Below are 18,928 nucleotides of genomic sequence, written 5' to 3'. Positions count from 1 at the left end.
GATGTTGTATGACCTTATCCCTGCCCCACCATTACCGCGAGATCCTCAAGGGCCTGGGCGAAGACCCGGAACGCGAAGGCCTGCTCGACACCCCCAAGCGCGCCGCCAAGGCCATGCAGTACCTGTGTCATGGCTATGAGCAGAACCTCGAGGAAATCGTCAACGGCGCACTGTTCGCCTCCGACAATGACGAGATGGTGATCCTCAAGGACATCGAGCTGTATTCGCTGTGCGAGCATCACCTGCTGCCCTTTATCGGCAAGGCCCACGTGGCCTATATTCCGACGGGCAAGGTGCTGGGCCTGTCGAAGCTGGCGCGCATCGTCGACATGTTCGCCCGGCGCCTGCAGATCCAGGAAAACCTCACCCGGCAAATCGCCGATGCCATCCAGGAAGTGACCCAGGCCGCTGGTGTGGCCGTGGTCATCGAAGCCAAGCACATGTGCATGATGATGCGCGGCGTGGAAAAACAGAATTCAACCATGAACACCTCGGTGATGCTCGGCGCGTTCCGCGAGTCGAACACCACGCGCATGGAGTTCCTGCAACTGATTGGACGGAGCAAGTAGCAATGCCACAACTTCAACCAGGCATGGCGCGCATCCGGGTCAAGGACCTGTGCCTGCGCACCTTCATCGGTATCAATGAGGACGAAATCCTCAACAAGCAGGATGTGCTGATCAACCTGACCATCCTGTATGCCGCCCAGGAAGCCGTGCGCGACAACGACATCGACCACGCGCTGAACTACCGCACCATCACCAAGGCCATCATCGCCCACGTGGAAGGCAACCGCTTTGCCTTGCTGGAGCGCCTGACCCAGGAACTGCTGGACCTGGTGATGAGCAACGAATCGGTGCTGTACGCCGAAGTCGAAGTGGATAAGCCCCATGCCCTGCGCTTTGCCGAGTCGGTGTCGATTACCCTGGCGGCCAGCCGCTAACCCCTGAATTGTCAGTGAGCCCTATGAACGATCAACAACGCCTCGAACTCGAAGCCGCCGCCTTCCGCCGGCTGGTGGCGCATCTGGACAGCCGCAAGGATGTGCAGAACATTGACCTGATGAACCTCGCCGGCTTCTGCCGCAACTGCCTGTCCAAGTGGTACAAGGCCGAGGCCGACGAGCGCCAGATCGAGCTGAGCCTCGATGACGCCCGCGAAGTGGTGTACGGCATGCCGTATGCCGAGTGGAAAGCCCAATACCAGCAAGAAGCCAGCGCCGAGCAGCAGGCGGCGTTCGCCAAAGGAAAACCCCATGACTGATTTGAACACCCTGCGCGCCAGCCTCAACAGCGGCACGCATGTTTTTGCCGACACCCTGGCGTTTGTCGCTGCCGGTTACGATTACCAGCCGCAAGCTTTCACCAATGGCGATGTGGAAAACGCTGCCGGGCAAAACGAAGGTTCGTGCAAGACCCTGGGCTTGGCGCTGTTGGAAGGCTTGAGCGACCAGGAAGCGCTGTTGGCGTTTGGTGAGCATTACCGCTCGGTGGTGGCGACGCCTGAGGGCAGTGACCATGGCAATATCCGGGCGTTGATTGCCCATGGGTTGGCAGGTGTGACATTCACCGCCCAGCCACTGACTCGCAAATCCTGAGTCAGTTAAATTGCACGCATAAAAAACCGGCCTCGCAGCCGGTTTTTTTATTTCAACAATTTAGAAGGAAGCGTCCTTCAAACCGTCGAGGTAACGCTCGGCGTCCAAGGCCGCCATGCAACCGGCGCCGGCCGAAGTGATGGCCTGGCGGTAGACGTGGTCGGCCACGTCGCCGGCAGCGAAGATGCCTTCGATGTTGGTCGCGGTAGCGTTGCCTTCACGGCCGCCTTGCACCACCAGGTAACCGTCTTTAGCTTCCAGCACGCCTTCGAACAACGAGGTGTTCGGGGTGTGACCGATGGCGATGAACACGCCGTCGACTTTCAGCTCGTCGAAGCTGCCATCGTTGTTTTTCAGGCGGGCACCGGTCACGCCCATGTTGTCGCCCAGGACTTCGTCCAGGGTGGCGTTGAGCTTGAGGATGATCTTGCCCTCAGCCACACGGGCGTGGAGCTTGTCGATCAGGATCTTCTCGGCGCGGAAAGTCTCGCGGCGGTGAACCAGGGTCACGGTGCTGGCGATGTTGGCCAGGTACAGCGCCTCTTCCACGGCAGTGTTGCCACCACCGACCACGGCGACCGGCTTGTTGCGGTAGAAGAAACCGTCACAGGTGGCGCAAGCGGAAACGCCTTTGCCCATGAACGCTTCTTCCGATGGCAGGCCTAGGTAGCGAGCACTGGCGCCGGTGGCGATGATCAGCGCGTCACAGGTGTAGACGCCGCTGTCGCCGGTCAGGCTGTAAGGCTTCTTGGAGAAGTCGACCTTGTTGATGTGATCAAACACGATCTCGGTTTCAAAGCGCTCGGCGTGTTCTTTCATGCGCTCCATCAGCACCGGACCGGTCAGGCCGTGGACATCACCCGGCCAGTTGTCGACTTCAGTGGTGGTGGTCAACTGACCGCCCGCCTGCATGCCGGTGATCAGCAGCGGCTTGAGGTTGGCCCGGGCAGCGTAGACGGCAGCGCTGTAACCGGCAGGGCCGGAACCGAGAATAATCACTCGCGAATGACGGGTATCAGACATGACTCACTCCTATCGACCGCCCGGACTACAAGACGGCTGGAATAAAAAAGGGACCACGAAGCACTTGGGGAAGGCTTTAACTCGCAGGCCCTGAAAAATAATGGGTGCAGCGTATCGAGGGGGGCAAGATTAAGGAAATACGGAATAACAATCCAGCTCATAGGTGGTCTCTATGCAGTCAGGCCGATTAATCGACGCCTTTGTTACCGTTGATGTCGTCACACCGACCACGCTTTCGCCTTGAAGGCAAAGCCGGTAAGGTCGGCGCGTTCGTCATCCTGCTCGGAGTTCTCCATGCCCGCCCCTGCCCTTTCCGGCCCGCAATACCTGCGCGAAGGCCTCAGACTGGTGCTAAGCCCCGGCCTGCGCCTGTTTGTGCTGCTGCCGCTGGCAATCAACCTGGTGCTGTTCGTCGGCTTGATCTATTTTGCCGGCCATCAGTTCAGCCTGTGGGTCGACCACTTGATGCCGACCCTGCCCGGCTGGCTGAGCTTTCTGAATTACCTGCTATGGCCGCTGTTTGTGGTGCTGGTGGTGCTGATGGTGTTTTTCACTTTCACCATGCTCGCCAATATCATCGCGGCACCGTTCAACGGCTTTCTCTCCGAGAAAGTGGAAGTGGTGGTACGTGGCACTGATGACTTCCCGGCATTCAGTTGGGGCGAGCTGATTGAAATGGTCCCGCGTACCCTGGCCCGGGAAATGCGCAAGCTGGGCTACTTCCTGCCTCGGGCCATCGGCCTGTTTATCCTGTCGTTCATTCCGGTGGTCAACCTGATCGCCGCGCCGCTGTGGTTGCTGTTCGGCGTGTGGATGATGGCGATCCAATACATCGACTACCCGGCGGATAACCACAAGCTGGGCTGGAACGAAATGCTCGCCTGGCTGCGCCAGAAACGCTGGCAGAGCATGAGTTTCGGCGGCATTGTTTACCTGGTGCTGCTGGTGCCGGTGGTCAACCTCCTGATGATGCCGGCCGCAGTGGCTGGGGCGACGTTGTTCTGGGTGCGTGAACAGGGCGCTGAGGCGATGGCGACGTCGAAAGTGGTCAAGTCATAAATCCATCATCTGCATGACACAATGGCGACATGGCCCATAGCGACACTGTGGGTCATGACGACAGCTTCGCTTCACATCACCCTGATCACCGAAACCTTCCCGCCAGAGATCAACGGGGTGGCCAATACCCTTGGCCGCCTGTGCGAAGGTTTACGCGCGCGCGGCCATCAGGTCGAGCTGGTACGCCCGCGCCAGGGCGCCGACGAGAGCCGGCCCAGCGATGATGGTTTACTGCTCTGCCGTGGCTGGCCGCTGCCGGGTTACCCCGGCCTGCAATGGGGCCAGTCGTCGATGCACAAGTTGCTGCGCCGCTGGACCCGCCAGCGCCCGGACGTGCTGTATATCGCCACTGAAGGGCCGCTGGGGCTGTCGGCGCTGCGGGCGGCGCGGCGTTTGGGCATCAGCGTGGTCAGCGGGTTTCATACCAATTTCCAGCAGTACTCCAACCAGTACGGCTTGAGCCTGTTGAGCCGCATGGTCACGCACTACCTGCGTTGGTTTCATAACCGCTCGAGCTTGACCCTGGTGCCCAGCGCCAGCCAGCGTCTGGAACTGGAGCGCAGGCATTTCGAGCGCCTGGGGATGCTGGCGCGCGGAGTGGATAGCCAACTGTTCCACCCGGCCAAGCGCGACAATGCCCTGCGCGAAAGCTGGGGCCTGGAAAACGACGATATTGCCGTACTGCACGTGGGGCGCCTGGCCCAGGAGAAAAACCTCGGGCTGCTCAAGCGATGCTTTGATGGGCTGCAGGCTACTTATCCACAGCGTCGGCTGAAGCTGATCATCGTCGGTGATGGCCCGCAACGCCCGATGCTTGAGCGCGACCTGCCCGAGGCGGTGTTCTGCGGCACCCAACGCGGTGAAGAACTGGCCAGGCATTACGCATCAGGGGACTTGTTCCTGTTCCCCAGCCTGACCGAAACCTTCGGCAATGTGGTGCTGGAGGCAATGGCCTCTGGCCTGGGCGTGGTGGCGTACGACCAGGCCGCCGCCACCCAGCATATTCGCCATGGCTACAACGGCGTGCTGGCGATGCCGGGAGATGAAAACGCATTTTGCGATGCTGCTACCTGGCTGCTGGAAGAGCGCGAGACCTTGCGCAGGGCCCGACTGAATGCTCGCCAGCATGCCAGTCGCCAGGGCTGGCCGGCGATTATCGAGCAATTCGAGCGCCAGTTACGCGGTGTGTGCGAGGACGGGCAACCGGTGCCCGTCCTGGCGCCGCTTACACCAGGGTCGTCAACGCCTCACGACTGAACGGCAGAATGTCGCCTTCGCGGCCTTCACGCACCTTCACGGCCCAGTCCGGATCTACCAGCAGCGCACGGCCCACAGCAACCAGATCAAACTCGTTGTTATTCAACCGCTCCAGCAGTTTCTCCAGGCTGGCCGGTTGTGCAACCTTGTCGGTGTTGACCATAAACTGCAGGAATTCGCCATCCAGGCCGACACTGCCCACGGTGATCGTCGGTTTGCCAGTGAGTTGGCGGGTCCAGCCGGCGAGGTTGAGGTCGGAGCCTTCGAACTCCGGCTCCCAGAAGCGACGGGTAGAGCAGTGGAAAATATCCACACCTGCCTCAGACAGCGGCTTGAGGAACTCACCCAATGCCTCGGGGGTTTGCACCAGGCGCGCGGTGTAGTCCTGCTGTTTCCACTGGGAGAAACGCAAGATGATCGGGAAGTCCGGGCCGACCGCAGCGCGGGTGGCCTGGATCAGTTCGATGGCAAAGCGCGAGCGGTTGGCCAGGTTGCCGCCGTATTCGTCGGTGCGCTGGTTGCTGCCTTCCCAGAAGAACTGGTCAACCAGATAGCCATGGGCGCCATGGATTTCCACACCGTCCATGCCGATGCGCTGGGCATCCTTGGCGGCTTGGGCGAATGCGGCGATCACCTCCTTGATGTCCTGGGAGGTCATGCCGTGGACCACCACGTTGCCATCCTTGAGTTTTTCCATCGGGCCGTAGGCCGGCACACTGGCGTCAGGCTCGGTACCGATGCGGCGCACACTGCCCACGTGCCAGAGCTGCGGAACAATCTTGCCACCTTCGGCGTGCACGGCATCTACGACCTTCTTCCAGCCGGCCAGCGCCGCCTCGCCGTAGAAATGCGGGACATTCGGGTAGCCGTTGGAGGCTGGGTGACCGACCACGGTGCCTTCGGTAATGATCAGGCCCACGCCGGCAGCGGCTCGGCGGCGGTAGTACTCGATGACCTTGGAATTCGGCACGCCACCCGGGGAAAACGAACGGGTCATCGGCGCCATGACCACACGGGTCGACAGCTGCAGTGCACCGAGCTGGAACGGTTTGAACAAGGCTTGGACAGGCATGGGAGCACTCCACGGAAGACGAGGTTTATGATGTGGATAATATGGGGGAGTGCAGCGTGCTGAATAGCACTATTGATTTGGGTGATTAAGGGGTATGAAGGTAGCGGGTAGCTGCAATTTTAAAGCTGCAAGAGGACCCTTTGTGCTTCTACTTGCAGCTTCAAGCTTAGAACTTGAAGCTGCACCGGCAGGTGTTCAACTCAGGGCTTTTTCGATGGCCTGGACGACCGTCGGATCATCCGGTGCAGTACGCGGCGAGAATCGCGCGAGGACCCGGCCATCCTTGCCCAGCAGGAATTTCTCGAAATTCCAGGTGATATCCCCAGGAAACTCCGCGCCCTCGCCCGCCAGCAAACGGTACAGTTGGTGACGCTCAGGACCGTTCACATCGAGTTTGCTGCCCAGGGGGAAGGTCACGCCGTAGTTCAGGCTGCAGAACTCGCGGATTTCTTCCTCGGTGCCCGGTTCCTGGCCTGCAAACTGGTTGCACGGCAAGCCAAGCACGGTAAATCCCTGGTCCTTGTACTGCTGATAAAGGTTTTCCAACGCCGCGTACTGCGGGGTCAAGCCACATTTGGAGGCGACATTGACCACCAGCACAACGTGCCCCTTGAAGGGCGCCAACGGCAGCTCTTGTCCGTCCAAAGCTTTGAGTTTCAGGTCGTGGAAAGCACTCATGACGAACTCCAGATTTTCCATGTACTTTGCGTTGCAGCGCTTCGAGATTACAACCCGCAAGCCTGCAATCATAGACGCCGATTGCAAAATCCGCCTGCGAATTACTGAGCGGTCGGCCACGGCAGAACAGGAATCGCCGTCACCGCATTCTGCGGGCTGCCTTCGATCAAGCGGTCGCTGTAGACCAGGTACACCAGGGTATTGCGCTTCTTGTCGAGGAAGCGCACCACCTGCATGGTCTTGAACACCAGCGAGGTGCGCTCCTTGAACACTTCGTCGCCGTCCTTGAGTTCGCCCTTGAAGCGGATCGGGCCGACCTGGCGGCAAGCGATAGATGCTTCAGCACGGTCTTCGGCCAGGCCCAGGCCGCCTTTCACGCCGCCGGTCTTGGCGCGCGACAAATAGCAGGTCACGCCGTCGACCTTGGGGTCATCGAACGCTTCGACCACAATCCGGTCGTTGGGGCCGACAAACTTGAACACCGTCGACACCTGGCCAATTTCTTCGGCCGAAGCCAGCAGCGGCATGGCCAGCAGCAGGCCGAGCAATCCCTTCATCACGCGCATCGTGTATTCCCTTTGTTTAGACCAGGATCAGGTTATCGCGGTGAACCAGTTCCGGTTCTGCCATGTAACCCAATAGTCCGACAATCGCGTCAGACGATTGTCCAATGATTTTCTGCGCTTCCAGGGCACTGTAGTTGGCCAGGCCGCGGGCGATCTCACGACCGTCGGGCGCTACGCACACAACCATCTCGCCACGGCGAAAGCTGCCCTGCACCAACTTGACGCCCACCGGCAGCAGGCTCTTGTTGCCTTGAGACAACGCCGACACCGCGCCATCGTCGAGCACCAGGGTGCCACGGGTTTGCAGGTGCCCGGCCAGCCATTGCTTGCGCGCCGCGAGCATGCCGCGCTCGGGCGACAGCAACGTACCGATGCGCTCACCGGCCTTGAGGCGATCCAACACACGCTCCAGGCGCCCACCGACGATGATGGTGTGAGCCCCGGAACGTGCGGCCAAGCGTGCTGCGCGCAGCTTGGTCTGCATGCCGCCACGGCCCAGGGCACCGCCAACGCTGCCGGCCACGGCGTCGAGCGCCGGGTCATCGGCGCGCGCTTCGTAGATCAGTTGGGCATCGGGGTTATTGCGTGGGTCGGCGTCGAACATGCCGTCGCGGTCGGTGAGGATCACCAGCAGGTCGGCCTCCACCAGGTTGGCCACCAGCGCGGCCAGGGTGTCGTTGTCGCCGAAACGAATTTCGTCGGTGACCACGGTGTCATTCTCGTTGATCACCGGGATAACCTTGAGCTCCACCAGCGCACGCAAAGTACTGCGGGCGTTTAGGTAGCGCTTACGGTCGGACAGGTCATCGTGGGTCAGCAGGATCTGCGCCGTATGACGGCCGTGCTCTGCAAAGCTGGACTCCCAGGCTTGCACCAGGCCCATCTGACCGATGGCGGCGGCGGCTTGCAGTTCGTGCATCGCGCTGGGTCGCGCGGTCCAACCGAGGCGGCTCATCCCGGCGGCAACCGCCCCGGACGACACCAGCACCAACTCCACACCCGCCTCATGCAAGGCCACCATCTGCTCGACCCAGACGCTCATGGCTGCGCGATCCAGGCCTTTGCCGTCTGCCGTCAGCAGCGCACTTCCGATCTTTACGACCCAGCGCTGCGCACCTGTCACTTTGCTCCGCATCATCTTCAACCTTAGATTGAGGGCCACGCGACCCAGCGCCGCCCATAACGTTATACCCGGATACCAAAACGCCGCTCCAGGGAGCGGCGTTCAAGTTTATCGCAACGGATCAGTCGCGCACGTAAATGATTTCCGGACCGTCTTCATCATCCACGTCTTCTTCGTCCCAATCATCGTCGCCGATGTCATGGACCGACTTCACGCCGCTGCGGCGCAGGGCACGCTGGTCGTCCAGGGCTTGCAACTGGGCACGGGCTTCGTCTTCGATCTGCTGGTCGAGTTCGGCGAGTTCGGCCTTGAATACCGGGTCGGCCGCCAGGCGGTCGGCGCGGTCTTCCAGGTAGCGCATGATGTCGCGGGTCAGGCGCTCGGTGCCTTCTTTGGCGATGGCCGAGATCACGTAGACAGGACCCGTCCACTCCAGGCGATCGACGATTTCCTTGACGCGCTCCTCGTGCTCTTCCTCGAGGATCTGGTCGCACTTGTTCAGCACCAACCAGCGATCACGCTCGGCCAGGGCCGGGCTGAACTTGGTCAGCTCGCTGACGATCACTTCGGCGGCGTCCGGTGCACTGGTGTCATCCAATGGCGCCATGTCGACGAGGTGCAGCAGCAAACGGGTACGGGACAAATGCTTGAGGAAGCGAATCCCCAGGCCTGCGCCGTCGGAAGCGCCTTCGATCAGGCCGGGAATGTCGGCGATCACGAAGCTTTTCCAGCGGTCGACGCTGACCACGCCCAGGTTTGGCACCAGGGTGGTGAACGGGTAGTCGGCGACTTTCGGCTTGGCGGCCGATACCGAGCGGATGAAGGTACTCTTGCCGGCGTTCGGCAGGCCCAGCAGGCCCACGTCAGCCAGTACTTTCATTTCCAGCTTCAGGTCGCGCTGCTCGCCCGGCTTGCCCGGCGTGGTCTGGCGCGGCGCACGGTTGGTACTGGACTTGAATCGGGTGTTACCCAGACCGTGCCAGCCGCCCTGGACAACCATCAGCTTCTGGCCGGCCTTGGTCAGGTCGCCGATCACTTCCTGGGTCGCGGAGTCGATGATCGTGGTGCCGACCGGTACACGCAGTACCAGGTCTTCGCCTTTTTTACCGGTGCAGTCGGTGCTGCCGCCGTTGGAGCCACGCTCGGCATCGAAGTGCCGGGTGTAACGGTAGTCGACCAGGGTGTTGAGGTTTTCGTCGGCCATCATGTAGATGGAACCGCCATCACCGCCGTCACCGCCGTTGGGGCCACCGTTTTCGATGAATTTTTCGCGACGGAAACTCATGCAACCGTTACCGCCGTCGCCTGCTTTTACTCGGATGGAAACTTCATCAACGAACTTCATAACAAAACGCCTCTCGCCGCACGGACGAGCTTAAGAAACCAAGACATAAGACTCTTGCAAAAATGAGCGCAGCGACCTCAATCAACAGCCGCAAATCCAGCTGCTCGAGCCCATTACAAACAGCTTTGCAAGAGACTCACTCCACAAACGAAAAAGCCCCGTCGCAAGACAGGGCTTTTCCAGCGATCGCGCAATTAAGCGGCGACAACGCTCACGTAACGGCGGTTGAACGCGCCTTTTACTTCAAACTTGATCACGCCTTCGATTTTCGCGAAGAGGGTGTGATCTTTACCCATGCCAACACCGTAACCGGCGTGGAATTGGGTGCCGCGCTGACGCACGATGATGTTGCCCGGAATGATTTTCTGGCCGCCATACATCTTCACGCCAAGGCGTTTGGCTTCTGAGTCGCGACCGTTACGGGTACTACCACCAGCTTTTTTGTGTGCCATGAGTCAATTCTCCTAGTGAGGAATTAGGCTGAAATTAAGCCTGAATACCGGTGATTTTGATCTCGGTGTACCACTGGCGGTGGCCCATACGCTTCATGTGGTGCTTACGACGACGGAACTTGATGATGCGGACTTTATCGTGACGACCTTGGGAGATCACTTCAGCCACAACGGTAGCGCCAGCAACAACTGGAGCGCCGATGTTCACGTCATCGCCATTGGCGACCAACAGAACGCGATCAAAGGTAACGGATTCGCCGGTAGCGATTTCCAGTTTTTCGATCTTCAGGTATTCACCTGGGGCGACCTTGTATTGCTTGCCACCAGTAACAATTACTGCGTACGACATGGTATTTCTCCGATAATCCTGCTCACCCAGCGCTTTATAAGAAGAGGTATTGGCTGGCATGGCTGCATGGGATGGACGTCCCGAATGCAATTGCGTAAGGCAGGTGCTGCCCAGGAAGTTCAGGGTGCGCGATTGTACGCAAGGTAAATGGGTGTTGCAAGTGGCTGTCTATCGCGCCTTGACACTACGGGGTCAGGGTCCTAGCATGCCGCGCAACCCTTCTGGAGCGACTGTCGCTGATGCAACCCCAAGCTTTCTACCGCGCGGTCGCGGACGATTTTAGCGCCGTCGACGGCATCATCAAGCAGCAGCTGACGTCTAAGGTGCCGCTGGTCTCAAAAATTGGCGACTACATTACGTCGGCAGGCGGTAAACGCCTGCGTCCTTTATTAGTGCTGCTGTGTGGCAAGGCCCTGGGCCGCGAAGGCGATGACCTGCGCCTGCTGGCTGCCACCATCGAATTCCTGCACACCGCCACCCTGCTGCATGACGACGTGGTCGACATGTCCGGCATGCGCCGTGGCCGCGAGACCGCCAATGCGATGTGGGGCAATGCCCCGAGCGTGCTGGTCGGCGACTTCCTGTACTCGCGCTCGTTCGAAATGATGGTCGAGCTGGGCTCGATGCCGGTGATGAAGATTCTTTCCCAGGCCACGCGCATCATCGCTGAAGGCGAAGTGCTGCAGCTGTCCAAGGTCCGCGACGCCAGCACCACCGAAGAAACCTATATGGAAGTGATTCGCGGTAAGACCGCGATGCTCTTCGAAGCCTCCACACACAGTGCCGCCGCGCTCTGTGGCGCGACCGCCGAACAGGCCGAAGCCCTGCGTACCTTTGGCGACCATCTGGGCGTGGCGTTCCAACTGGTGGACGACCTGCTCGACTACCGCGGCGATGCAGAGACCCTGGGCAAGAACGTCGGTGACGACCTGGCCGAAGGCAAACCGACCTTGCCGCTGATCTACACCATGCGCGAAGGCACGCCGGAACAGGCGGCCCTGGTGCGCAAGGCGATCCAGAAAGGCGGGATCGAGGACCTGGAAAGCATCCGTGAGGCTGTGGAAGCCTCGGGCTCGCTGGACTACACCGCGCAACTGGCACGTGACTACGTGGCCCGTGCGATCAAGTGCCTGGAAGCCCTTCCGGCCAGCGAGTACCGGGATGCCTTGGTTGAGCTGAGTGAATTTGCGGTCGCGCGGACGCACTAGGTCCTACCTGCAAACGCATACCCATGTGGGATGGGGGCTTGCCCCCCCCACATTCGGATTTGATAAAACCTGCAAGACCACAATTCCCTATATAATGTGCGACTTTTAGCCATCCTGACCGTTAAGGAGCTTTAGTGAGCACGTTGCCACCCTGCCCGAAATGCAATTCCGAATACACCTACGAAGACGGCGCCCAGCTGATCTGCCCGGAATGCGCCCATGAGTGGTCCGCCAATGGCGAGGCCGAAGTGGCCGGCGATGAAACCGTGAAGAAAGACTCTGTGGGCAACGTCCTGCAGGACGGCGACACCATCACCGTGATCAAAGACCTCAAGGTCAAGGGTACGTCCTTGGTCGTGAAGGTCGGCACCAAGGTCAAGAACATCCGCCTGTGCGACGGCGACCACGATATCGATTGCAAGATCGACGGTATCGGCCCGATGAAACTCAAGTCCGAATTCGTGCGCAAAGTCTGAACCTGCTGCATCCATCCCGCGCCCGCGCGGGATGGCGTTTTGCCCTCCCCGTTGACCCCTCTCAATATCCACACAGAAAAACCAGGAAACTGCCAATAGGCACTTGCTATTCTACGAATAAGAATTATTCTCATTGAAACCCATCAAGGAGATGCAACCATGACTTATTTGATAGATGCCTGGCTCGACCGCCCACACCCTTACCTACGCATCCTCCATCGGGAAACCGGTGAAGTCTGTGCTGTGCTGGAAGAAGAAGCGTTGAATGAGCTGCAGGACCAGGGCGACCTGGACGTCAACGGCCTGAGTTCGAGTGAACCTGGAGTACTGAAGGAGGTTGTGCGCAATCTGTTTCTGTTCTGCTATGCCCGAGCGTTGCGCCCGGCCACGGAGCTCAGTGGCAAGTTCCATCCATGAGAAAACCAGCAAAACACTGTAGGAGCGAGCTTGCTCGCGAAGACCGCATAAACAACGCGCTCATCCAGGATGCCCGCGTCATCGTTGACGTTTTTCGCGAGCAAGCTCGCTCCTACAGGTAATCAAAAGCAGGTCTTACAGAACGTCGAGCAGTTCGACGTCAAATACCAGCACGCTGTGCGGCGGAATGCTGCCAACGCCTTGAGCGCCATAAGCCAACTCGCTCGGCACGTACAGGCGCCATTTGCTGCCGGCATTCATCAGTTGCAGGGCTTCGGTCCAGCCGGCGATCACGCCGCCCACCGGGAATTCTGCAGGCTGGCCACGCTCGTAGGAGCTGTCGAACACAGTGCCGTCGATCAGGGTGCCGTGGTAGTGGGTGCGAACCTGGTCTTCACGGGTCGGCTTGGCGCCGTCACCGGCGGTCAGCACTTCAAATTGCAGGCCGGAAGCCAGGGTGGTGATGCCATCACGCTTGGCGTTTTCAGCCAGGAAAGCCAGGCCAGCGCCTGCAGCCGCTTCAGCCTTGGCAGCCGCTTCGGCTTGCATGATTTCGCGAATGACCTTGAAGCTGGCAGCCATTTGCTCTTGATCAACACGGCTTGGTTTGCCGGCGAACGCGTCGGTCAGGCCAGCCAGGATCGCATCCAGGCTCACACCTGGCGGTGGGTTGTCGCGCAGTTGGTCGCCCAACTGACGGCCGATACCGTAGCTGACGCGGGTTTCGTCGGTGGACAGATTAACTTCGGACATGAAGAGGCTCCGCTATAGGGCAGCGCTGAAAACACCGGTTTCCCGCACCGCCCAGAACTAAAAGGGCCAGCAGACTAGCACACAAGACCTGCTCGTGATGAGCCCTGCACGGCAGCGCGGCACCGGGATCGCGACCCTTCGTCGCACACGCAATAAAAGCACTTCAGATTCACAGCCCGTCGCCGATACAGCGCTACACACTTTGGCTGGCTCAAATAACAACACCGTCCAGCAGACAGACATCACCTTTGCGGAGCATTAGATGAACAGCTGGTTCGGTAACATCAGCGTCAACCTCAAACTGGGCCTGGGCTTCGGCCTGGTACTGGTCCTCACCTCGATCCTGGCCCTCACCGGCTGGACCAGCCTGGGCGGTCTGATCGACCGCAGTAACTGGATGAGCGACATCACCCAGCTCAATGCCTCACTGACCAAACTGCGTATCGTGCGTCTGCAATACATGCTGGCCAACGGCGACGAAGCCGTGGCACAAAACGTACAGACCAACCTGGACGCCTTTACTGCCCAGCAACAGAAACTCCTGAACAGCTTCAAGAGCCCGGAAAACGTCAAGCTGCTCAACGAGCAGAAAGCCATCATCACGGCTTATCAGCAATCCCTGAACAAAATGCGCGAGGCTTACCGAAACGGTAATGCCTCTCGCCAAGTGATGGGCGACAAGGCCGATATCGCCAATGCCCAAATCGACGCGCTGGACGCCAGCGTGAGGCAAATGCCCGACAGCGCGGAGCACCTTGCACAGTTCCAGGCCGTGGCCGACGCCAAGATGCAGTTCCAGTTGGCCCGCTACGAAGTGCGCGGCTACACCGGCAACGTCAACCCGGACACCGAAGCCCGCGCTGCCGCACAAATCGAAAAAGCCATCAGTGGCTTGAAAGGCCTCAGCGCCGCCTTCGGCGCCAGCCAGCAAAGCGCCCTGAGCTCCTTGGAAACCGCCCTTGGCGCCTATCGCAGCGCCGTGCAGAACTACAAGGCCGCCAACGCCAATATCGTGGCTGCCCGTGCCGAAATGACCACCCAAGGCGCCGATATCGTCACGATCAGTGACAAGCTGTACGACATCCAGCTGGATCGTCGCGACGCTGAAAGCGCCCAGGCCCGCAGCCTGCAGTTGATCAGCACCTTGCTGGCACTGCTGGTCGGTATCATTGCGGCACTGGTGATCACCCGCCAGATCACGCGTCCACTGCAGGAAACCCTGGCCGTGGTTGAACGCATCGCTTCCGGCGACCTGAGCCACAATATCCAGGTCACCCGTCGCGATGAGCTGGGCGTATTGCAACAAGGTATTCAGCGCATGGGCACGACCCTGCGTGAATTGATCAGCGGTATTCGCGACGGCGTGACCCAGATCGCCAGCGCCGCCGAAGAGTTGTCGGCCGTCACCGAGCAGACCAGCGCCGGCGTGAACAGCCAGAAAATCGAGACCGATCAGGTCGCCACGGCGATGCACGAAATGACCGCCACCGTGCAGGAAGTCGCACGCAACGCCGAGCAAGCCTCTCTGGCCGCCGCCGATGCTGACGGCCAAGCCCGCGCAGGCGACAAAGTGGTGGCTGAGGCCATCGCCCAGATCGAACGCCTGGCCGCCGAAGTAGAACGTTCCACCGATGCCATGGCGCACCTGCAACAAGAGAGCAACAAGATCGGCAGCGTGATGGACGTGATCAAGGCCGTTGCCGAACAGACCAACCTGCTCGCGCTCAACGCAGCGATCGAAGCGGCGCGTGCCGGTGAAGCCGGTCGCGGCTTTGCCGTGGTCGCCGACGAAGTACGCGGCCTGGCCCAGCGCACGCAGAAGTCCACCGAGGAAATCGAAGGCCTGGTCGCCGGTTTGCAGAACGGCACCCAGCAAGTTGCCAACGTAATGAACAACAGCCGCAGCCTCACCGACAGCAGTGTCGAACTGACGCGCAAGGCCGGAGTGTCACTGGAAAACATCACCCGCACGGTGTCGAACATCCAGTCCATGAACCAACAGATCGCCGCCGCCGCCGAACAGCAAAGCGCCGTGGCCGAAGAGATCAGCCGCAGCATCGTGAATGTGCGTGATGTGTCCGAGCAGACCGCCACCGCGAGCGACGAGACGGCAAAATCGAGCGTGGAACTGGCACGTTTGGGTAGCCAGTTGCAGCAGATGGTCAGTCACTTCCGGGTTTAAGAAACCAAAAAGCCGCTTCGGTATTAACCGAAGCGGCTCCACTTCTCAGACCTTACAGGTCATCGAAGCTGTCCCGCAGGAATGTCCACACGTGATAAACACGTACGGCATTCACTACGAGGTTCCATGTACGTCGTGCAAACTTAGACATACTCGGCCCTCCGTGAGTTGGGCCTTACCTCCAGCACACTTACCGGAACACGTGAGCCTTTGGATGCGGGTCAACGCTTCCTGTGAGGCGGCCGGGCTTTGGTTCCTCCCGCATGAATCCGGCACGGATTACTAGCCCGTGGCGTTCGGTCCATAATTCCGCGCGCATACCCAGCCACCTACAAAACGACATACTTGGAACGGGGGTGATACTAATCAACATCCGAATCAAAGGTGTGACAGGCGACGATAAACCTGCTGGAAAGATCAACTGATATGTTGCAAATTTTTGCCACCAACTCTAAATAGAAATAAAGTCGACAGATAAAAAGCAACGCCCCTCGTCAAGCCTTGCGCGAGACGATAACCGGCATTAGTATCCCTTAGGCGGGTCAGCGCTTCCTGTAAGAATGCAACCCCAGCCACTAACTGGGGTTGCAAAAAAAAACCGCCTACCAAGGCGGTTTTTTATTGCCTGCGATTTGCCGCTCAGCCCTCGCCTTCCTCAACAAACACCACGCGATTCCCAAACGGATCCTTGATGCTCATCTCCCGCGATCCCCAAGGCGTTTCCTCAACCCCAGGCTTGGCGTAACGGTAATCCTTGCCCAGCAACTGCTGCTGGTACGCATCCACCCCTTGCGCCTGGATCCGCACCGCCGTGCCCGGAGAGGCGTCGCCATGATGCTCGGACAGGTGCAGCACGCAATCGCCCAGCGACACCTGCAGATACAGTGGATAATTCGCCTCGAAGCGGTGCTGCCAATCGACCTTGAAGCCCAGGAAGTCGACGTAGAATTCCAGCGCCTTGGCCTCATCGAAAATCCGCAGGATGGGGGTGACTTTTCCTAAGTGCATGGCAATCGCTCCGTGTATGAAAGCGCCCACTATAGAGTCGAAAACCCACCACGCAAATCCCCACTGCGCGCCAGGAACCGCCCCGGTCGCTGACCGTTCGCCTGGCCATCGCTGTAGCTCAACACGCCGTTGACCCACACGCCATCAATGCCTTGCGCTGCCCGCTGTGGTTCATTGAAGTCCGCCACATCGCGCACCCGCACAGGGTCGAACAACACCAGGTCGGCCCAGTGCCCTTCGCGAATTTCGCCCCGCTCGGATAACCCAAAACGCGCTGCCGACAAGCCGGTCATCTTGTGCACGGCGGTGTGCAACGGGAACAAGCCGACATCCCGGCTGAAATGCCCCAGCACCCGTGGGAACGCGCCCCATAAGCGAGGATGCGGAAACGGATCTTCAGGCAAGCCATCCGACCCCACCATCGACAACGGATGCGCGAGGATACGTCGCACATCCGCTTCATCCATCCCGTAGTACACCGCCCCCGCAGGTTGCAGACGACGGGCGGCGTCCATCAGGGAGACGTCCCATTCGCCAGCGATGTCCTGCAAGTCGCGCCCCCCCACTTCAGGGTGCGGCGTCGACCAGGTGATCGTGATACGAAACGCGTCGGTCACCTGCTTGAGGTCCAGGGTAGAAGAACTGGCCGCATAGGGATAACAATCACACCCCACCGGGCGGGTTTTCGCCGCCGATTCCAACGCTGCCAACAGCTGCGGACTACGCCCCCAGTTCCCCGCTCCCGCACATTTGAGGTGGGAAATAATCACCGGTACCTGTGAGTGCCGGCCGATCAGAAAAGCCTCGTCCATCGCCTCCAGCACCGGTTCGAATTCGCTGCGCAAATGGGTGGTGTACACCGCACCGAAGGCCGTGAGTTCTTCACTCAGTTGCAGCACCTCATCGGTCTCGGCATTGAACGCGCTGGCGTAGGCCAGGCCTGTGGATAAACCGAGGGCGCCGGCCTCAAGACTCTCGTGCAACTGCACACGCATGGCGACGATTTCATCCGGTGTGGCGGTGCGATGCAGATCGTCCATGTGGTTACTGCGCAGCGCCGTGTGGCCGATCAATGCTGCGACATTGACCGCTGGATGAGCACGTTCAACGGCGCTGCGATAGTCGCTGAAACGGGGATAAACAAACGCCGCAGCGCTGCCCAACAAGTTCATCGGGTCGGGCGGATCGCTGCGTAAACTCACCGGTGAGGCGCTGATGCCACAGTTGCCGACAATCACCGTGGTCACACCCTGGCTGAGCTTGGGCAGCATCTGCGGCTGGCGGATGACCACCGTGTCGTCGTGGGTGTGCACGTCGATAAAGCCCGGCGCCAGCACACGGCCTGTCGCATCGATTTCATGCACGGCCGCCGCCGTCGACAAGTCGCCGATCGTCTCGATGCGCCCGTCACGCAGCCCCACATCGGCGACATAACCCGGGGTGTTGCTGCCATCGATGATCAGCGCCTGGCGAATCAGCGTGTCGTACGTCATATCAATCTCCAAGCGGCAGGCTGTCAGGGCCGCCGCGATAATCGTCGAGGGCCAGCTTGATCCGGCGCAGGCGTTCCTGGTTGTCGTCGGGCAGGGCCAGCGCCAGTTCGGTGGCGAGCAGGTCGATGGCCAGCAGCATGCCGTAACGCGCCGCCGTGGGTTTGTAGATAAAACTGGTTTCCGCCGGTTGCAGCGGCAGCAACACATCCGCCAACTGCGCCAGGGGTGAGTCGGCAAGAGTGATGGCGACGATGCGCGCGTCGTAGTTGCGTGCCAGCGCCACCACATCGAGCAACTCGGGGGTAAGGCCGGTGAGCGAGCAGACGATCAGCGCGTGTTCCGGCCCCAGGGTTGCAGCTGTGACGCGCATCATCACCGGGTCGTGGCTGGCGGCAATCGGATAGCCCAGGCGTACCAGGCGCACCTGCAGTTCATCGCTGCACAAGCTCGATGGCCCGCCCATGCCAAACGCGTGGATCATCCGCGCCTTACCCAGCAGGTTGACCGCATCGACAAAACTGGCCTGGTTGAAACCGGACAAGTGCTGGCGCAACGTCGCTTCGATGTCGCCGAGAATCTGCCGATGAAACGCCGACTGTTCAGGCAACCCCGCCGGGTCCAGGAAGCGGCTGCCGACGCCGCTGGCCTGGGCCAGTTGCAGGCGCAGATCGCGCAAGTCCCGGCAACCGACACTGCGGGCAAAGCGCGACAAGGTGGCGGTACTGACCTCGGCCCGTTGGGACAGCTCTTCCAGGCTGGCCGAGGCGGCAAAGCCCACATCCTCCAGCATCAGCCTGGCGATACGCCCTTCGCCGGCGCTGAAGGAATCCTGGCGGGCGCGGATCTGGTAGAGGATGTCCATGGGGGCTC

At 60.2% G+C, this 18,928-nt stretch carries 22 protein-coding genes and 1 pseudogene; 11 read left to right on the top strand and 12 right to left on the bottom strand.

Going from position 1 to position 18,928, the window contains the following annotated elements; genetic code table 11:
• Positions 1-8: 8 nt before the first annotated feature.
• Genes folE through HDC32_RS31100 form a run of 4 tightly spaced genes read left to right on the top strand, consistent with a single transcriptional unit; the run spans position 9 to position 1,597 of the window.
• Entirely contained in the window at positions 9-569 is a 561-nt protein-coding gene (gene folE, locus HDC32_RS31115; protein ID WP_024077360.1) for a GTP cyclohydrolase I FolE, read from the top strand.
• 2 nt (positions 570-571) lie between these two features.
• Positions 572-943, top strand: a complete 372-nt coding sequence (gene folX / locus HDC32_RS31110) for a dihydroneopterin triphosphate 2'-epimerase (protein ID WP_003194073.1) — start codon at positions 572-574, stop codon at positions 941-943.
• Between the two features lie 23 nt (positions 944-966).
• Positions 967-1,263 (top strand): DUF1244 domain-containing protein, encoded by a 297-nt coding sequence (locus tag HDC32_RS31105; protein WP_139237772.1) that lies wholly within the window; start codon positions 967-969, stop codon positions 1,261-1,263.
• Positions 1,256-1,597: a HopJ type III effector protein gene (locus HDC32_RS31100; protein ID WP_131700250.1), complete on the top strand. Its 342-nt coding sequence runs from the start codon at positions 1,256-1,258 to the stop codon at positions 1,595-1,597. The genes HDC32_RS31105 and HDC32_RS31100 overlap by 8 nt, the downstream gene beginning before the upstream one ends.
• A gap of 60 nt (positions 1,598-1,657) precedes the next feature.
• On the opposite strand, the gene trxB is transcribed toward HDC32_RS31100, so the two are convergent.
• A complete protein-coding gene (trxB, locus tag HDC32_RS31095; RefSeq protein WP_003194076.1) occupies positions 1,658-2,620 on the bottom strand; it encodes a thioredoxin-disulfide reductase in 963 nt (320 codons plus the stop codon).
• A 294-nt stretch (positions 2,621-2,914) separates the two neighbouring features.
• Between trxB and cysZ the strand changes: the two genes are divergently transcribed.
• On the top strand, positions 2,915-3,679 hold the full coding sequence (gene cysZ / locus HDC32_RS31090) for a sulfate transporter CysZ (RefSeq protein WP_131700249.1): 765 nt from the start codon (positions 2,915-2,917) through the stop codon (positions 3,677-3,679).
• A 54-nt stretch (positions 3,680-3,733) separates the two neighbouring features.
• Positions 3,734-4,936, top strand: coding sequence for a glycosyltransferase family 1 protein (locus HDC32_RS31085; protein WP_184746629.1), 1,203 nt, complete (start codon positions 3,734-3,736; stop codon positions 4,934-4,936).
• Here HDC32_RS31085 and HDC32_RS31080 read toward each other — a convergent pair.
• The 7 genes from HDC32_RS31080 to rplU form a co-directional block, all read right to left on the bottom strand.
• Positions 4,905-6,008: an NADH:flavin oxidoreductase gene (locus tag HDC32_RS31080; RefSeq protein ID WP_131700247.1), complete on the bottom strand. Its 1,104-nt coding sequence runs from the start codon at positions 6,006-6,008 to the stop codon at positions 4,905-4,907. The genes HDC32_RS31085 and HDC32_RS31080 overlap by 32 nt on opposite strands.
• Before the next feature lie 195 nt (positions 6,009-6,203).
• Positions 6,204-6,686 (bottom strand): glutathione peroxidase, encoded by a 483-nt coding sequence (locus HDC32_RS31075; RefSeq protein WP_027607649.1) that lies wholly within the window; start codon positions 6,684-6,686, stop codon positions 6,204-6,206.
• A 101-nt stretch (positions 6,687-6,787) separates the two neighbouring features.
• The gene (locus tag HDC32_RS31070) at positions 6,788-7,252 is read right to left on the bottom strand and encodes a CreA family protein (RefSeq protein ID WP_131700246.1); all 465 of its coding nucleotides are present in this window, start codon (positions 7,250-7,252) and stop codon (positions 6,788-6,790) included.
• A 16-nt stretch (positions 7,253-7,268) separates the two neighbouring features.
• A complete protein-coding gene (gene proB, locus HDC32_RS31065; RefSeq protein WP_026013771.1) occupies positions 7,269-8,387 on the bottom strand; it encodes a glutamate 5-kinase in 1,119 nt (372 codons plus the stop codon).
• 109 nt (positions 8,388-8,496) lie between these two features.
• On the bottom strand, positions 8,497-9,720 hold the full coding sequence (gene cgtA, locus HDC32_RS31060) for an Obg family GTPase CgtA (protein WP_015885843.1): 1,224 nt from the start codon (positions 9,718-9,720) through the stop codon (positions 8,497-8,499).
• Positions 9,721-9,914: 194 nt separating this feature from the next.
• Positions 9,915-10,172, bottom strand: coding sequence for a 50S ribosomal protein L27 (rpmA, locus tag HDC32_RS31055; protein ID WP_003176049.1), 258 nt, complete (start codon positions 10,170-10,172; stop codon positions 9,915-9,917).
• A 34-nt stretch (positions 10,173-10,206) separates the two neighbouring features.
• Positions 10,207-10,521 carry a 50S ribosomal protein L21 gene (gene rplU / locus HDC32_RS31050; protein ID WP_003176051.1) on the bottom strand — a complete coding sequence of 105 codons (315 nt, stop codon included), beginning with the start codon at positions 10,519-10,521 and terminating at the stop codon, positions 10,207-10,209.
• 239 nt (positions 10,522-10,760) lie between these two features.
• Between rplU and HDC32_RS31045 the strand changes: the two genes are divergently transcribed.
• From HDC32_RS31045 to HDC32_RS31035, 3 genes are all read left to right on the top strand, one after another.
• Positions 10,761-11,729, top strand: coding sequence for a polyprenyl synthetase family protein (locus tag HDC32_RS31045; protein ID WP_053132020.1), 969 nt, complete (start codon positions 10,761-10,763; stop codon positions 11,727-11,729).
• Between the two features lie 134 nt (positions 11,730-11,863).
• The gene (locus HDC32_RS31040; protein WP_003230858.1) at positions 11,864-12,205 is read left to right on the top strand and encodes a zinc ribbon domain-containing protein YjdM; all 342 of its coding nucleotides are present in this window, start codon (positions 11,864-11,866) and stop codon (positions 12,203-12,205) included.
• A gap of 159 nt (positions 12,206-12,364) precedes the next feature.
• Positions 12,365-12,622: a hypothetical protein gene (locus tag HDC32_RS31035; protein WP_057724031.1), complete on the top strand. Its 258-nt coding sequence runs from the start codon at positions 12,365-12,367 to the stop codon at positions 12,620-12,622.
• A 135-nt stretch (positions 12,623-12,757) separates the two neighbouring features.
• Here HDC32_RS31035 and HDC32_RS31030 read toward each other — a convergent pair whose 3' ends face one another.
• Positions 12,758-13,375, bottom strand: a complete 618-nt coding sequence (locus tag HDC32_RS31030; RefSeq protein ID WP_003176055.1) for an FKBP-type peptidyl-prolyl cis-trans isomerase — start codon at positions 13,373-13,375, stop codon at positions 12,758-12,760.
• A gap of 262 nt (positions 13,376-13,637) precedes the next feature.
• Here HDC32_RS31030 and HDC32_RS32640 point away from each other — a divergent pair.
• Positions 13,638-14,702 (top strand): annotated as a pseudogene (locus HDC32_RS32640) (methyl-accepting chemotaxis protein); the annotation flags it as partial.
• Positions 14,694-15,557, top strand: coding sequence for a methyl-accepting chemotaxis protein (locus HDC32_RS32635; RefSeq protein WP_370671263.1), 864 nt, complete (start codon positions 14,694-14,696; stop codon positions 15,555-15,557). The pseudogene HDC32_RS32640 and the gene HDC32_RS32635, both read left to right, overlap by 9 nt.
• A 639-nt stretch (positions 15,558-16,196) precedes the next feature.
• On the opposite strand, the gene HDC32_RS31020 is transcribed toward HDC32_RS32635, so the two are convergent.
• The 3 genes from HDC32_RS31020 to HDC32_RS31010 are packed head-to-tail and all read right to left on the bottom strand — an operon-like array spanning position 16,197 to position 18,920.
• Positions 16,197-16,565 (bottom strand): glyoxalase superfamily protein, encoded by a 369-nt coding sequence (locus HDC32_RS31020; RefSeq protein ID WP_131700244.1) that lies wholly within the window; start codon positions 16,563-16,565, stop codon positions 16,197-16,199.
• A 29-nt stretch (positions 16,566-16,594) separates the two neighbouring features.
• Positions 16,595-18,058, bottom strand: a complete 1,464-nt coding sequence (locus HDC32_RS31015) for an N-acyl-D-amino-acid deacylase family protein (protein ID WP_131700243.1) — start codon at positions 18,056-18,058, stop codon at positions 16,595-16,597.
• A 1-nt stretch (position 18,059) separates the two neighbouring features.
• Positions 18,060-18,920, bottom strand: a complete 861-nt coding sequence (locus HDC32_RS31010; RefSeq protein ID WP_065925967.1) for a MurR/RpiR family transcriptional regulator — start codon at positions 18,918-18,920, stop codon at positions 18,060-18,062.
• Positions 18,921-18,928 lie beyond the last annotated feature (8 nt).

The sequence above is a fragment of the Pseudomonas sp. JAI120 genome, assembly GCF_014207255.1.
In the GTDB taxonomy this organism is placed as follows: domain Bacteria; phylum Pseudomonadota; class Gammaproteobacteria; order Pseudomonadales; family Pseudomonadaceae; genus Aquipseudomonas.
Note: the sequence above shows the minus strand (reverse complement) of the source record. Positions and strands in the feature narration are given on the sequence as shown.

Excerpts from the sequence above, each read along its gene's own strand:
- folE (WP_024077360.1), top strand. The coding sequence starts at position 9 with ATGACCTTATCCCTGCCCCACCATTACCGCGAGATCCTCAAGGGCCTG.
- folX (WP_003194073.1), top strand. The coding sequence starts at position 572 with ATGCCACAACTTCAACCAGGCATGGCGCGCATCCGGGTCAAGGACCTG.
- HDC32_RS31105 (WP_139237772.1), top strand. The coding sequence starts at position 967 with ATGAACGATCAACAACGCCTCGAACTCGAAGCCGCCGCCTTCCGCCGG.
- HDC32_RS31100 (WP_131700250.1), top strand. The coding sequence starts at position 1,256 with ATGACTGATTTGAACACCCTGCGCGCCAGCCTCAACAGCGGCACGCAT.
- trxB (WP_003194076.1), bottom strand. The coding sequence starts at position 2,620 with ATGTCTGATACCCGTCATTCGCGAGTGATTATTCTCGGTTCCGGCCCT.
- cysZ (WP_131700249.1), top strand. The coding sequence starts at position 2,915 with ATGCCCGCCCCTGCCCTTTCCGGCCCGCAATACCTGCGCGAAGGCCTC.
- HDC32_RS31085 (WP_184746629.1), top strand. The coding sequence starts at position 3,734 with ATGACGACAGCTTCGCTTCACATCACCCTGATCACCGAAACCTTCCCG.
- HDC32_RS31080 (WP_131700247.1), bottom strand. The coding sequence starts at position 6,008 with ATGCCTGTCCAAGCCTTGTTCAAACCGTTCCAGCTCGGTGCACTGCAG.
- HDC32_RS31075 (WP_027607649.1), bottom strand. The coding sequence starts at position 6,686 with ATGAGTGCTTTCCACGACCTGAAACTCAAAGCTTTGGACGGACAAGAG.
- HDC32_RS31070 (WP_131700246.1), bottom strand. The coding sequence starts at position 7,252 with ATGCGCGTGATGAAGGGATTGCTCGGCCTGCTGCTGGCCATGCCGCTG.
- proB (WP_026013771.1), bottom strand. The coding sequence starts at position 8,387 with ATGCGGAGCAAAGTGACAGGTGCGCAGCGCTGGGTCGTAAAGATCGGA.
- cgtA (WP_015885843.1), bottom strand. The coding sequence starts at position 9,720 with ATGAAGTTCGTTGATGAAGTTTCCATCCGAGTAAAAGCAGGCGACGGC.
- rpmA (WP_003176049.1), bottom strand. The coding sequence starts at position 10,172 with ATGGCACACAAAAAAGCTGGTGGTAGTACCCGTAACGGTCGCGACTCA.
- rplU (WP_003176051.1), bottom strand. The coding sequence starts at position 10,521 with ATGTCGTACGCAGTAATTGTTACTGGTGGCAAGCAATACAAGGTCGCC.
- HDC32_RS31045 (WP_053132020.1), top strand. The coding sequence starts at position 10,761 with ATGCAACCCCAAGCTTTCTACCGCGCGGTCGCGGACGATTTTAGCGCC.
- HDC32_RS31035 (WP_057724031.1), top strand. The coding sequence starts at position 12,365 with ATGACTTATTTGATAGATGCCTGGCTCGACCGCCCACACCCTTACCTA.
- HDC32_RS31030 (WP_003176055.1), bottom strand. The coding sequence starts at position 13,375 with ATGTCCGAAGTTAATCTGTCCACCGACGAAACCCGCGTCAGCTACGGT.
- HDC32_RS32635 (WP_370671263.1), top strand. The coding sequence starts at position 14,694 with ATGGGCACGACCCTGCGTGAATTGATCAGCGGTATTCGCGACGGCGTG.
- HDC32_RS31020 (WP_131700244.1), bottom strand. The coding sequence starts at position 16,565 with ATGCACTTAGGAAAAGTCACCCCCATCCTGCGGATTTTCGATGAGGCC.
- HDC32_RS31015 (WP_131700243.1), bottom strand. The coding sequence starts at position 18,058 with ATGACGTACGACACGCTGATTCGCCAGGCGCTGATCATCGATGGCAGC.
- HDC32_RS31010 (WP_065925967.1), bottom strand. The coding sequence starts at position 18,920 with ATGGACATCCTCTACCAGATCCGCGCCCGCCAGGATTCCTTCAGCGCC.